The sequence below is a fragment of the Chryseobacterium sp. FR054 genome (genome assembly GCF_056844565.1).
Genome location: NZ_JBXDSA010000004.1, coordinates 173,498 through 186,973, shown reverse-complemented (window position 1 = coordinate 186,973; position 13,476 = coordinate 173,498). Strand labels below are relative to the sequence as shown.

The following is a 13,476-nucleotide window of genomic DNA, read 5'->3' as shown; positions in this document are numbered from 1 at the left end:
TCCCTTTTGTGAAAACCATTTTTTTGAATACCTTTAATAGACAAAAGAAAAAGCAGTGCCGGTAAACTTCAGTGAAATCCAGAAGATTGTAGATCATATCGAAGAAAACTTCGATCAGGAGATTACGGCATATGAAATAGAACAGCTGTCTCACTATTCTTACCGTAATTTTCAGAGAATATTTTTTAAGATATTTAATGAAACGGTTTCGGGATTCCAGAAACGGCTCCGGCTGGAAAGAGCTTATAAAAAACTGATTTATACTGAAGAGAAGATTTCAGATATTGCTCTTCAGGTGGGGTATTTCAATATTCAGTCTTTCTCCAAAGCTTTTAAAAAACAGTTTCATATTTCACCGGCAGAAGCCAGAAAGAAGAAGCAGGCAGTCTTTAAAGAATTTATCAATACCGGCGATATTGATTTACAATATGAAGTCAGGTACAAGGATGCAATTTCCGTCTACTGTAAGTTCATTAAAACCAGAGATTATAATAATCAGGAAATCAATAATTTTTGGGATGAAATTGAAAAACAGAATGGCATTACCCCGTTTTCTTACGGAATCATCTGTGACCAGCCGCTTATCACCAGCCGCTCTCATTGCAGATATGGTGGTGCTGTAAAAGAGGTTACAGACAGAACAGAATTTCAGAAAAGAAAAATTTTTGGAGGAAAATATATTAAGTTTACTCATTCCGGGACGTATGAAAATATTCTGGAAACCTACCGTGCTTTTTACCGGCTCTGGCTTTCTACGCCGTCTCTGATGCTGGATAATTCAGAGGTTATCGAAGAGTATCTGCTGTCCGAAACCGGAGAAAGCACAACGTATATCTATTTTCCGCTGCATTCATAAGGATGTCCTTTTGGGACAAGTTTTGATTTTTGGAAGGTCTAATTTTGCTGAGAATTAAAAAAATCACTCAATGAAAAAGAAGATATTTCTTTCCGTTTTATTATTCAACAGTATTCTGAGTATGGCACAGACCTATCATTTTCCGGAGGAATCCTCACCACACGAAGGAACCTGGCTTCAGTGGCCCCATCATTATCAGCATGGAATGACTTATAGAAAAAGAGTGGAGCAGACATGGGTGGATATGGCCAAAGCATTGCAGACCGGCGAAAAAGTACACATCATTGCCTATAACGATACGGAAAAGAAAAGAATTATCAGCCTTCTGGAACAGAGTAAAGTTCCGTTAAACAACATTGATTTTAAGATTTATCCTACTGATGACGTATGGGTAAGAGACAATGGACCTGTTTTCGTAAAGGACAGTAATGGCAGACTGCTGATTGCTGACTGGGGATTTAATGGATGGGGAGAAAAATACGATTTTGAAAACTGCGATCAGATTCCTCAGCGAATAGGAAAAGACCTGGGAATAAAAGTACTCGATCTGAATGAAGAAATGGTGAATGAAGGCGGTTCTGTGGAAACGGACGGAAATGGTGTTCTGATGGCGTGTAAAAGCTCAGTGATCAGTCAGGTAAAAGGTTCCGTCAGAAATAAAGGGATTACACAGAAAAAAGCAGAAGAAATGTTTGAAACCTATTATGGAGCATCCAAAGTTATCTGGCTGGACGGCGTTACCGGGCTGGATGTAACGGATATGCATATTGACGGTTTTATGAAATTCATCAATTCCGATACCATGATCACCATGAATGAAAACGATCTTTCTGAAATGGGACTTTCCGATAAAGATATTAAAACCCTTTACACCGCTTCCAATGTCAAAGGAAAAGAATATAAAAAAGTATATCTGCCGGCGACTGAAAATAAGGTGAAAACGGCCTACGGAAAACAGCTGGACGAAAAAGGTTCTTATGTTAATTACTATGTAGCCAATAAAGTGGTGATGGTTCCCAATTACGGTGATCCGAATGACAGCATAGCCAATACAATAATCCAGCAGCAGTATCCGGACAGAAAGGTGATTGGCATAGACGTAAGAAACCTCTATGAAAACGGGGGAATGGTACACTGTGTTACCCAACAGCAGCCGTCGGGAAGATGAAAACCATGTTTTCAGCTTTTAAATAAAAGATTTTCCGTAAATTGGTTACAGGATATATTTCAAGGTGATGTGAAAACATGATCCGTTTGAAATTCCTGCGGACAAGCCGAACACCGTGGTACAAAGTAGGCAGCCTAAAACACAGCTTATGTCAAACTTTTTTCAGACTCTTACCAATTCTGTGAAACACTGGTATATTCCGTTGATCTTCGGGATTATTTTTCTTATCTGTGGTTTCTATGTATTCAGCGTGCCTTTGGCAACGTATGTAACGCTTTCTGTTATTTTCAGTGTATCTTTTCTGGTCTCCGGAATTACGGAAGTTTTCTTTTCCATACAGAACAGCAAATCCCTGCAGGGTTGGGGGTGGTTTCTGGTAAGTGGGCTGCTTACTACTGCTATTGGTTTGTACCTTGTATCGAATCCGCAGATTTCCATGTCGGTTCTTCCGTTTGTGATAGGATTTACATTGTTGTTCCGTTCCTTTCAGCTTTTGGGATTTGCTTTTGATCTGAGAAGTCAGAAAATATTAAGCTGGGGAAATGTAGCATTAGCAAGTGCCGGAGGGATTATTTTTTCTCTACTGCTGATATTCAATCCTGTGTTTACCGGAATGTCTCTGGTTACCCTTACGGCAGTTTCCTTTATTTTTATCGGAATTGCATCTGTTATGCTGGCTTTGGATCTCAGAAAGCTTAAAAAATTCCCGGAAAGAATAAGCGAAGAGCTGAAAGACAGGATGAGGTCTGTTCAGGAAGAAATCGATGAACTGAAAAAGCGAAAATAGAACGGTTTTCTGTCAATTATATAAAAGGCTTCTCCGGAAGTCTTTTTTGTTGCTTTATTCTGATGGCGGGACAGAAAAAAGATATGTTAAATTTCAGATTATGCTGCACAACCACTGAAATTATGCTTATTTTTCAAGTCTGTTAAATAAAACATATAAATCCAATACAATATCCATGAAAAAAATTATACTTATCAGCCTGATGGGGTTGTCTGCAATAGTTTTTGCACAGAAAGCGAAAGGTGATGCTAAAATTGCCAGCCGGTATGAATCAGGACAGCCGCAGGATCCATCTGTTCCGCCACCCCCTGTTAATAATTTTCCTGCCCAGTTTCCGGGAGGCAACAAAGCTTTTGTGAAAAAAGTGGAACAGCTCCTGAACAGGGATGCTGTGAAATCTTTAGGGAAAAGCCTGAATACCGAGATCATTATAAAGGTGGATGATGACGGCAAGGTATTGAATGTATCTGTTTATGGGAAAAATGAGGCCTTTAATAATGAAGTGAAAGCCGCTGCCGTAAAAGCAACAGATAAAGTGGTATGGACAGCGGGTAAAAATAACCGTGGAGAAAAAGTAATTGATCTTGTGAAGTTGCCGTTTCATTACAAAAATCAATAAGCGACGGCAAATGTAAATTATGAAAAATATTTCGGAGGTATTAATTCATTTTGATCATACCCAGACGAGAAGGGCCAAACAGTATCTGATCTCTTTTTTCAATCGGAAAAACCATAAAATAGAACAGGCTCTTGAAGTTCAGAATACACTGAAACTGTTTTTGGGGAACCTTTCATTAATACAGACCTATAAAATTAATGATCAGACCGTATCTTCCGTTCATCAGTTCCTGGATGAAACTGAGAGCCGCCATTATACTCATTTAACAAGTCTGACCTACCGTGAGTTTTATAAAGAAGTCAATTTTAATATCTCTTTATTTATAGACTTCTTCTACCGGTTTGGACTTTTACTGGGAAATTTAAACCTTAAGAATATCGATGCAGAATATGTCCGGGAGATCGAAAAAATGATCCTTTTCATCAATTCACTTTCTGTAAATGAATATTACGGAAAAGAACTGAATTTTAAACAGAGAAAATCCATTCTGGTAAAAATTGAATCTGAAAAGGAAAATGGAAATTTTCTTTCTTTCTGGGATTTTTTTTACAGGTTTGACATGTATTCCGGTATCGCAAAAGGGATCATGAAATTTAATCTGGTATTTCCCCATTTCAATTCCGAAAATACATTTACGGTTAATGAATTTTATCACCTGAATCTCACAGATTCCGTAAAAAATTCAATAAAGATTACCGGAAATAATACCGTTATTTTTACAGGGGCCAATATGTCCGGAAAATCAACAGCGATGAAATCCATCAGTATTGTTGTTCTGCTTGCTCATCTGGGGCTTGCCGTGCCCTCAGCGTATTGTGATATTCCGTTTTATGACAGTATATTTTTATTTTTCTCCGTAGATGACGATCTTGAAAAAGGATACAGCTATTTTGCGCAGGAGATTATTAATTTAAAAGATGTACTTCTGGAACTGAAATCAAAGAACTGTTTTGCGGTATTTGATGAAATATTTAAAGGAACCAATATCAATGATGCAGCGCAGATCACCATAAGCACGGTTAAGGGACTGTCCCGGTACAAAAGCTCAATGTTCATTCTGTCCACTCATTTAAATGTCATTGAAAAAGACCTGGCCGGTAATGAAAATATTCTGGTACTGAATTTAGAATCTTTTGTGAAAGACGATCAGCTGCTGTTCACCTATAAATTAAAAGAAGGCTGGTCTACCATTGAAATAGGGAGGATTTTATTTGATAAATATGGTTTGAGCACCCTATTACAGGATAATTAAATAAGACCAGATTCAAAATTTGAGGAGTAAATATAAAAACAGGATAAATATATAAGTTGAAAAATTATTCTTATTTCTATTATACTTTTTCTTGAAATTGAAGATTCAACGTAGTCAAAAAAAGTATACAAAATTCAAGACTGGAATCATCCGCTAAAAACTGAGATTGAATTCTAAAATTTCCAAATTCGCATGTATCAAACAGTTCTTCTTTGCTTCAAAATGCCAGCCATGCTCAGACAGTGGAGATTTTTTAACGGATTCAAACTCAATTTTTTTAAGTCTTCTGCTTCCTGGGTCAATTCAGAAGACTTATTAAACTATTTTATCTTTAACCAGATTATCAATGGTTTAATCACTCTTTAAAGATTCAAATTGAAACAGAACAGTTTTCCTCTTCAGATTAACCAAACTTTTTGCTTAGTCCACAACTTTTGCGCTTGATCCTCCATTTCTTATTTAAGGGAAAGGGTATAAAAAACAAAAACCATCCTCAAAAAGGATGGTTTGTAGACCCACAGGGATTCGAACCCCAGATGACTGAACCAAAATCAGTAGTGTTACCGCTACACCATGGGTCTTTGTTTATTTCAGTGGTGCAAATTTACAGCTTTTTTCTTTAGATACAAGAACTTTTTAAACTTTTTTTTAAATTTACTGTTCTGTTTATTCAATGAAAATATGCTGATAGACTTCAATAATCTCAATATTAATAATTTATCCCCGGAAACGGAATTTGAACAAAAAGTCAAAAAATTTCTGGAAGAATGGTTTTCGGATGGGGAGACTGTCAATGTACAGACTTCCGGCTCTACGGGGCAACCTAAAATTTTCGGAATAGAAAAAAAGAGAATGCTCAGTTCTGCCGTGATGACCTGTAATTTCTTAGGATTAAAAAATGGGGATAAAGCTTTACTCTGCCTTCCTGTGGAATATATTTCCGGAAAAATGATGCTGGTACGTTCTTTAGAGAGAAAACTGAAACTGCTGACAGCAGCTCCGTCTTTAAATCCGGCTGAAAACTTAGCGCAGGAAATAGATTTCTGCGCCATGACTCCGCTCCAGGTGGAAAACTCTCTGGATAAGCTGCATCTGATCAAAAACCTGATCATAGGAGGGGCCGCTGTTTCGGAATCGCTGAAGAAGAAGATCCGTGAAAAAGCTGATACAGGGAGGATATTTGAAACCTATGGAATGTCTGAAACCCTTTCTCATATTGCTTTGAAACAGATTGTACCGGTTTCGGAAGATTATTTTACAGTTTTTGAAAAGGTATCAATATCAAAAGACGAAAGAGGATGCCTGAAGATCTCTGCTCCTGAACTGACTCCGGAGATTCTTCAGACCAATGATCTGGTAGACATTAAAAATGAAAAACAGTTTAAGTTTTTAGGAAGAATAGATTATGTCATCAATTCAGGAGGAGCAAAAATATTCCCGGAAACACTGGAGGCTTTAGTGAAAAAAGAAATTCCGAATGAATGTGTCTTTTTAGGGTTGAAAGATGAAAGTCTGGGACAGAAGCTGACCCTGGTGATAGAAGGTGAAGAATCGGAAGAACTGATCAGGAAAATTTCAGAAATTCCTTTTGAGAAAAATTTTCACAGACCCAAAGAAATTATTTTTATCAGGCAGATTCCCAGAACCCCGAATGGTAAGGTTAACAGGATTGAACTTCTGCAAATAACGGAGCAAAACAGTTAGTCTCTTTTAAAATCATGATCTCAGAAAAATGAAAGACTTTTCAAAAGAACTCAGTTTCAGAACCTCGCGCAGCAGCGGAGCCGGAGGGCAGAATGTAAATAAAGTGGAAACCGCGGTTACCGTTCTGTGGAACGTTGCAGATTCGGATCTTTTTAATGATGACCAGAAAGAAATGATTCAGCAAAAGCTCAGGAACAGGATCAATGCAGACGGTTTATTATTTCTTACGGTTTCTGAAAGCAGGACCCAGCTGATGAACAAAAATAAAGCGATCGGGAAAATAACAGATCTGGTAAATAAAGCCCTGATCGTTCCTAAAAAAAGAACGGCGACAAAGCCTTCCAGAGCTCAGAAGCAGAAAAGACTGGATACCAAGAAAAAGCTTTCGGATAAAAAAGAGAACAGACGCTTTAAATTTTAATTGCACCTGTGCCCGAAAGTATTATTTTTGTTGAAAACTTTTAATCATGATAAAAAAAATCATCCTGTCAGGAGTTATTTTGAGCTCTTTAATGTCTTTTGCCCAGGAAAAAATAACCATAATGCCTGCTCTGGGATTCGGATGGAGAGTGGCTGAAACGGCTTCCGGTCTTTCAAGAGAAGAAAAAGATTACATAAAAGGATTGAAAAGCGGAATGAATTTTGAAATTGCCGCCTATTATAATGCAAAAAATATCGGAATCGGGGCCAAATTTTCCAATTACAGTGCAACCAGCAATGGCATACTCCGCGGAAATAATATCAACGGGCAGCCCGTTTATGTATCGGTCAATACAAAAGATAATATCACATTCTTCGGTCCTTCCGTTATGTTTTCCAATCATACTAAACCTACAAAGCACAAAATTGCTGCCGATGTATCACTCGGGGTAATCAGTTACACTACAAAAACAGGTTCTGTAAAAGGTACAGGTTCTACTTTTGGGATGGAAGTAGGGGCAGGATATCAGTATGCTCTTACCAAAAACGTGATGATAGGACCTAAACTCAGTGCTACGGCAGGCACACTGAATAAAATGAGCTATAACGGGCAGACCGTTAAATTTGCAGATGACCAGAAAGAAGGGCTTGCCAGAGTTTCTCTAAGTGCGGTAGCCGTATTCCGATTTTAAGTCCTATATTTGTAAGGAAAGGATATTAAAACAATTATATAATGACAGCAACAGTCTTTTTATCTGCGATACGCCGGCAATCAGGATTGTTGCTGTCATTACTTTATCTGCATACCGATTCTTTTCTGAAAAGTTCCAAGGACTTTATCAGTTAGGCCCTGTCAGGATCCAGGACAGGGAAATATTTCAGAATTCAGTTTATTTACCATTTATTTTTGCGGTTTTCTACGGGAAAGGCTTTCGGGTCTGTATTCCTGCATTGGATCATAAAGAATAGCTGCATCATCTCATTTAAAAAAAGAATAAAATGTCTGATCATATTACAGTGACCACCGGAATATACGATGCTATTAAAGATACCCTGAGAAGAAAGAAAGTAACAGCGGAAGAAGAAAAGAGGCTTTCAGGAGAATTAAGGAAAGCCAGGCAGGTTCTCAGAAGAGATCTGCCGGAAGATGTTGTGACCGTAGAAAGAAAAGTAACACTGAAAGACCATACCCTGGATTTTGAGCATGAATATATTTTCGTTTCTTCAGCTAAGGCAAAACCTGGAAAAAATAAGTATTCCATACTTTCGGATATTGCCCTTGCCGTAGTGGGGTATAAAGTAGGAGATATCATCAGCTGGCCTTTCAGAGACGGTGAACGGAAAATAGAAATCCTGAAAGTAGAGCCCTGGAACGGATAAACTTTCTGTTGATTAATGCTAAAGATGAATATTGGCAGAAGTGCAGCTCATTTCGGGCTGCACTTTTTATTTCTGTGGCTTCCGACTGTCTTTTACTTCAGGATCAACGTAAAATTCAGATTAAAAATCTATATCATTACCGGATTGAAAAGTTTTCACCGGTCAGAAAATATCATCCTTTATTTTGAAATCCGTTTTTTGAAATCATAAAACCTGGCTGATGATTTGATTTTTCTTTCCCTCGTAAAAAGCATTTTCATATATCCTAAGAAAGACGGAATTAGGAGGGTGACAAAAAGACTGCAGATTCCCAATACCCAGATCGGAAGGTCATCTCTTTTTCCCTGAAAATACTCCCAGATTACCCAGGACAGAATACCTATGAAAAAAAGCATACCTCCCGGAAAAACTAAATAAACTACAAACCCAATTCCTGTACGGAGAACAAGGGAAGTATCCCATCCTAAGGAATATAGGGTGATCCAGGCCATTGCCAGACCGAGAATAAACAGAAAGAGTGCCACAATAAAGACAATAAGTTTTTGGGTTCCGAAACTTAGGTTAGTTACATTGTGATCCCCGTTTTTATAGCTGATGGTAATGGTTTCCCCAATTTTTACAGGATGACTGCTTCCATAGTTCAGAGGTTTTCTGATCAGTTGATTCCGGTCATTTTTAAACTCAACCACCGCGGTATAAGTATTATCCCCGTCACTGGAATCCATGATTTCATGGGCTATTACTTTAGCTTCATATTTCGGTCCGGAGAAAAAACGGATAACAGGTGAAACGGCAATTGATACCAACCCGAAAAACAGGGTAGAGACAACATACACTACAATCGCAGGATAAATAAAAGAAACAGCGGATACCGGTGTTCCTCCGTTTTGCGACCTCCTTTTTCTGTAATTGGCGAGAAGGATAAAAGCTGTAAAAATAAGGGGTGCCCACAGTATAAATTTTCCCATAGTCTTATTTTAATAATTTTGTCTGTCTTTTAATTGAGAAGCCTCTTTGATAAAATTAATGGTATCTTCTGTGTTGAATAAAGTAAAAACAGTTACACACATCAGAATCGCCAGATAAATCAATGCTAACTTCAGTTTTTCAAAATCTGCAAAAGCCGAGAAAAAGACAAAAGGAATCAGCAGAATTATGGAAAGCCCGAAAGTGAGAATGATAAACCTCAGGATTTTTCTGATGAATGTAATCTTTTTAAAAATACCGTAGAGTACAAACAGTCCTATTGTAAATACCGGAAAGCCGATCGCCAGGCTTCCGAAAAATTTCCGGGAGTTGATAAAATCTCCAAAAATTCCTAAGTCGATTTCCATAATTATAGTTTTGTAACGTTATTCTGTTTCTCCTCATCTGAAAATTCAAGCATTTCTTTTTTCCGGTAATTCATGATTTTCGCGAAAATAATGTCAGGAAAAGTTTCAATTCCGGTATTGTAAAGATTTACCGATTCATTGAAATAAACCCTCCGGTGTGCAATAATCTCCTCCAGATCGGTGAGCCTTTTCTGAAGCTCAAGATAAGACCGGTTTGACTTTATTTCAGGATAATTTTCAACAGTAAGCATCAATGATTTCAGTTTTCCGTCCATACGCTCTGCGGTCTTTATTTTTTCATGGGTCTGATGGGTTCCGAGATATTGGGAACGGAGGCTGACAAGCTCTTTAAGAACTGTATTTTCATGCAGAGCTGTTGCTTTTACAACACGAACCAGATTGGGAATTTCATCTGCACGCTGCTTCAGGATCACCTCTATATTGGCAAAAGCTTTTTGTGAATTGTTGTTCAGGATAACCAGCCGGTTGTAGGTATTGATTAAAAAAGTAACCAGGCCCACAACGATAATAATGCTGATAAAAAGAGGGATAAGCGCAATCATAGCCAGTCTGTTTTAAGGATTGAATATGTCTTTAAAAGGATTGGCCTGAAAAGCTTCTTTCCGGTTTTTCTTCTCGAAAATGATTTTACTTCCGCTTGTTCTGACGGGAGTAAAAATAATAATGGCCGCAAGAACGGCAATGCATGCCAGTGTGGTAAGTGCTCTTAGCTTTAAAGGTCTCCATTTATTAGCGAAATTAACCATATCCAAAGGAGCAATTCCGAAAACCTTTCTCCCTTCATCAAAACGGAAAATAGTATGGGAGTCTTCATAAAAAGCCTGCCCGATCAGAAGAAAATCCGTTTTTTCATCAATGATGAACTCCTGATACCGCCTGTTTCCCGCTTCCCGGGAATGAGCAGGTAAAAAGCTGATCCACTCCAACCGGTCGGGAACCACTTCTATTTTACCTGTTTTATCTTCAATATAAAATCTTTTGATCCTGGTTTCCCTTGAAATTTCGTGATATGAAGTGGAGGTCCTGCCATCGTCATCCCGTGTCGTACGGATTTCGTCAACGGTATAAATATAACCTACACATGAAGTATCTGTATCCGGAGAAATGACCGGCTCCATAGCTTTTGCTTTTCCCGAAATCTCAGCAAGTCCCATTGCAACACTTTTTACAGTGGAAGTCGGAAGAGTTCTCTGGTAAAAATAAAACCGGTTCTTGGTGTTGGGCAGAATGGAACTTAAAATAATCAGGAAAAAGATAAAGAACACAAAATAAACCCCGAAATAAAAGAAAGCAAGATAAGACAGGAGAATCAGAAATCCACCGCCCACGATCTTCCACACCGGTTTATTCTTTTTTCTCTGCTCCCTGAAAGATTCAATTCCGGACTGTACACCGTTCTTAATCATTCCGATGATACCCAGAACGAAAACGGAAAGAAATAACCCGATGAAAATAATTCCGGATTCTTTCCGGAAAAACAGAAATGCGGCGCCTAAAATAACGGGATCTATGATAAACATGATCCAGCCCGGCCTTAATTTCAGATTAAAAATTCCCGATAAGATAAAAGTATGAAATAATGCAATCCCTAAACTGAACAGCAGCAAAAAGGGAAATATTTCAGCAGGTATTTCAAACATGATCTGATGTTTTTATCCAAATATAATAAACTCTTTTAAATCACAGAAAAACCGAAAAGTAAAAGATGGAAAAGTTTCAGGATCTGTTTAAATTTTTTGTCACGGATACACGAATGCTTTTACTCATATATCCGTGGCAAGATTTTAAAAAAATATCGGAGATAGAGTTCTATGGAACATGCATTTGTACAACCGGGTTCTCCAATATCATAATAACCCACAAAAAAAAGACTGCTTCATATGAAACAGTCTCTTGTGTATTATTTTTCAAGTTGCTTATAGCTCCTCTGTATAAAATCTGTCAGGTCTTTTCCTTTCAGCAGGTTTTGTGAAAGTTTAGCGAGATCAAGGGCATATCTGATCAGGGTTTCCTTTTCTTCAGCGTTTTCGGTCTTTAAGATCTGGCTGGAAAGTTCACTGTTGGAGTTCACCACCAGGTTATACATTTCCGGGAAACCGCCCATTCCGAACATGCCGCCACCGCCTGTTGCCTGCATATCTTTCATTCTTCTCATGAATTCCGGCTGGGTAATGGTAAACGGAGCATCAGTACTGTCAAGGTCTTCAAGCTGAACCGTGAATTTCGCATCTTTTACAGCCTCTTCAATATTGGTCTTTAAAGTTTCTTTTTCAGTTTCGTTCAGTTTTGATATAACAGGTTCGTCTTTTTTGATGAGGTTGTTGATATGGTCTGCATCTACTCTGGCAAAAGAAATCTTCTCTTTCGAGGTTTCCAGTTTCTGGATTACGTGAGGAATAATCGGGGAATCCAGAAGGAGAACTTCATAGCCTTTATCTCTTGCAGACTGGATATAGCTGTGCTGTTCATCCGCATTGGTTGCATAAAGAATAACCAGTTTATCGTCCTTATCAGTCTGTGAAGGTTTAATTTTTTCAACCAGTTCGTCCCACAGGAAGTATTTTCCGTCTGTTGTAGGATATAATGTGAATTTATCTGCTTTTTCGGAGAATTTTTCTTCTGTAATGATCCCGTACTCAATCACGATTTTAATGTCGTTCCATTTTTTCTCATAATCTTCGCGGTTTTCGTTAATCAGGGAAGCCATTTTATCGGCTACTTTTTTGGTAATGTAAGAAGAGATTTTCTTTACGGCACCATCTGCCTGAAGGTAAGAACGGGAAACATTCAGCGGGATATCCGGAGAATCGATAACTCCTCTCAGAAGCATCAGGAAGTCAGGAACAATACCTTTTACTTCGTCTGTTACAAATACCTGGTTCTGGTAAAGCTGGATCTTATCCTTTTCAATATTTAAATTGTTGCTCAGTTTCGGGAAAAACAGAACTCCGGTAAGGTTGAACGGATAATCTACATTCAGGTGAATATGAAATAATGGTTCTTCAAACTGCATAGGATACAGCTCGTGGTAGAACTTCATATAGTCCTCGTTGGTGAGTTCACTAGGAGCAATCGTCCAAGCCGGCGTAGGATTGTTGATGATATTATCTACCTCTTCTGTTTCTGCAACCGCATCTTCAGGAGCGTCTTCAGGTAACGGAAGGGTATGGGTTTTCGTTCCGAATTTGATAGGGACAGGCATGAATTTATTATACTTCAGCAGCAGTTCACGGATTTTTCCCTCTTCCAGAAACTCTACGGAATCTTCTGCAATGTGAAGAATGATTTCCGTTCCCCTGTCTGTTTTATCAGCCGTTTCTTCAAGAGTAAACTCAGGGCTTCCGTCACAGATCCATCTTACGGCAGGTTCATCTTTGTAGGATTTGGTAAGGATTTCTACTTTTTCAGCTACCATAAACGCAGAATAGAATCCAAGCCCGAAGTGTCCGATGATCCCTGAATCTTTTGCAGTGTCTTTATATTTTTCCAGAAACTCCTCTGCCCCGGAAAAAGCCACCTGATTGATGTATTTTTCAACCTCTTCTCCGGTCATCCCGATTCCCTGATCGATAATGTGTAATGTTTTCCGGTCTTTATCGATCTTTACTTCAATCTTCGGACTTCCGTATTCTACTTTAGCTTCCCCGATACCTGTCAGGTGCTTTAATTTCAGCGTTGCATCCGTTGCATTGGAGATCAGTTCTCTTAAGAATATTTCGTGGTCACTGTAAAGAAATTTTTTGATAAGCGGGAAAATGTTTTCCACAGATACATTGATATTTCCTTTAGTCATCATATTTTTTGATTTTGATTTTTCAAATCTTTCTCAAAAAAAATACCATGCAGAATAATGTGACAGAATGACATTTTTCAATACCGGATGAAACAGGTGAAACATGCAGATTTGTCAAAGAAATACCTTACTTTTAGCCCTT

The 13,476-nt window shown here is 38.3% G+C and carries 14 protein-coding genes and 1 tRNA gene; 9 read left to right on the top strand and 6 right to left on the bottom strand.

From position 1 onward, the window contains the following. Nucleotides 1-55: 55 nt before the first annotated feature. The 5 genes from AC106S_RS17080 (at nucleotide 56) to AC106S_RS17060 (ending at nucleotide 4,682) form a co-directional block, all read left to right on the top strand. Nucleotides 56-856 carry an AraC family transcriptional regulator gene (locus AC106S_RS17080; protein ID WP_482440897.1) on the top strand — a complete coding sequence of 267 codons (801 nt, stop codon included), beginning with the start codon at nucleotides 56-58 and terminating at the stop codon, nucleotides 854-856. Nucleotides 857-926: 70 nt separating this feature from the next. Further along, entirely contained in the window at nucleotides 927-2,024 is a 1,098-nt protein-coding gene (locus tag AC106S_RS17075) for an agmatine deiminase family protein (RefSeq protein ID WP_482440896.1), read from the top strand. Nucleotides 2,025-2,172: 148 nt separating this feature from the next. After that, entirely contained in the window at nucleotides 2,173-2,811 is a 639-nt protein-coding gene (locus AC106S_RS17070; RefSeq protein ID WP_482440895.1) for an HdeD family acid-resistance protein, read from the top strand. Between the two features lie 175 nt (nucleotides 2,812-2,986). Next, entirely contained in the window at nucleotides 2,987-3,430 is a 444-nt protein-coding gene (locus AC106S_RS17065) for a hypothetical protein (protein ID WP_482440894.1), read from the top strand. Between the two features lie 19 nt (nucleotides 3,431-3,449). Further along, a complete protein-coding gene (locus AC106S_RS17060; protein ID WP_482440893.1) occupies nucleotides 3,450-4,682 on the top strand; it encodes a MutS-related protein in 1,233 nt (410 codons plus the stop codon). A gap of 510 nt (nucleotides 4,683-5,192) precedes the next feature. Here AC106S_RS17060 and AC106S_RS17055 read toward each other — a convergent pair. Further along, a tRNA-Gln gene (locus AC106S_RS17055) sits at nucleotides 5,193-5,263 on the bottom strand. A gap of 100 nt (nucleotides 5,264-5,363) precedes the next feature. On the opposite strand from AC106S_RS17055, the gene AC106S_RS17050 reads away from it, so the two are divergent. The 4 genes from AC106S_RS17050 (at nucleotide 5,364) to AC106S_RS17035 (ending at nucleotide 8,186) form a co-directional block, all read left to right on the top strand. Then, nucleotides 5,364-6,386 (top strand): AMP-binding protein, encoded by a 1,023-nt coding sequence (locus AC106S_RS17050; protein ID WP_482440891.1) that lies wholly within the window; start codon nucleotides 5,364-5,366, stop codon nucleotides 6,384-6,386. 28 nt (nucleotides 6,387-6,414) lie between these two features. Next, nucleotides 6,415-6,807 (top strand): alternative ribosome rescue aminoacyl-tRNA hydrolase ArfB, encoded by a 393-nt coding sequence (gene arfB / locus AC106S_RS17045; RefSeq protein WP_482440889.1) that lies wholly within the window; start codon nucleotides 6,415-6,417, stop codon nucleotides 6,805-6,807. 46 nt (nucleotides 6,808-6,853) lie between these two features. After that, entirely contained in the window at nucleotides 6,854-7,498 is a 645-nt protein-coding gene (locus AC106S_RS17040; RefSeq protein WP_482440887.1) for a hypothetical protein, read from the top strand. Nucleotides 7,499-7,805: 307 nt separating this feature from the next. Continuing rightward, entirely contained in the window at nucleotides 7,806-8,186 is a 381-nt protein-coding gene (locus AC106S_RS17035; protein ID WP_482440885.1) for a GreA/GreB family elongation factor, read from the top strand. A gap of 179 nt (nucleotides 8,187-8,365) precedes the next feature. On the opposite strand, the gene AC106S_RS17030 is transcribed toward AC106S_RS17035, so the two are convergent. From AC106S_RS17030 to htpG, 5 genes are all read right to left on the bottom strand, one after another. Further along, nucleotides 8,366-9,154 carry a hypothetical protein gene (locus AC106S_RS17030; RefSeq protein WP_482440883.1) on the bottom strand — a complete coding sequence of 263 codons (789 nt, stop codon included), beginning with the start codon at nucleotides 9,152-9,154 and terminating at the stop codon, nucleotides 8,366-8,368. 9 nt (nucleotides 9,155-9,163) lie between these two features. Then, complete coding sequence (locus AC106S_RS17025; RefSeq protein ID WP_482440881.1) at nucleotides 9,164-9,520, bottom strand: hypothetical protein; 357 nt, start codon at nucleotides 9,518-9,520, stop codon at nucleotides 9,164-9,166. Between the two features lie 2 nt (nucleotides 9,521-9,522). After that, nucleotides 9,523-10,083 carry a LemA family protein gene (locus tag AC106S_RS17020; protein WP_482440879.1) on the bottom strand — a complete coding sequence of 187 codons (561 nt, stop codon included), beginning with the start codon at nucleotides 10,081-10,083 and terminating at the stop codon, nucleotides 9,523-9,525. Between the two features lie 12 nt (nucleotides 10,084-10,095). Further along, entirely contained in the window at nucleotides 10,096-11,181 is a 1,086-nt protein-coding gene (locus AC106S_RS17015) for a hypothetical protein (protein WP_482440878.1), read from the bottom strand. Nucleotides 11,182-11,441: 260 nt separating this feature from the next. Continuing rightward, nucleotides 11,442-13,334, bottom strand: coding sequence for a molecular chaperone HtpG (gene htpG, locus AC106S_RS17010; protein WP_482441248.1), 1,893 nt, complete (start codon nucleotides 13,332-13,334; stop codon nucleotides 11,442-11,444). Nucleotides 13,335-13,476: the final 142 nt, after the last annotated feature.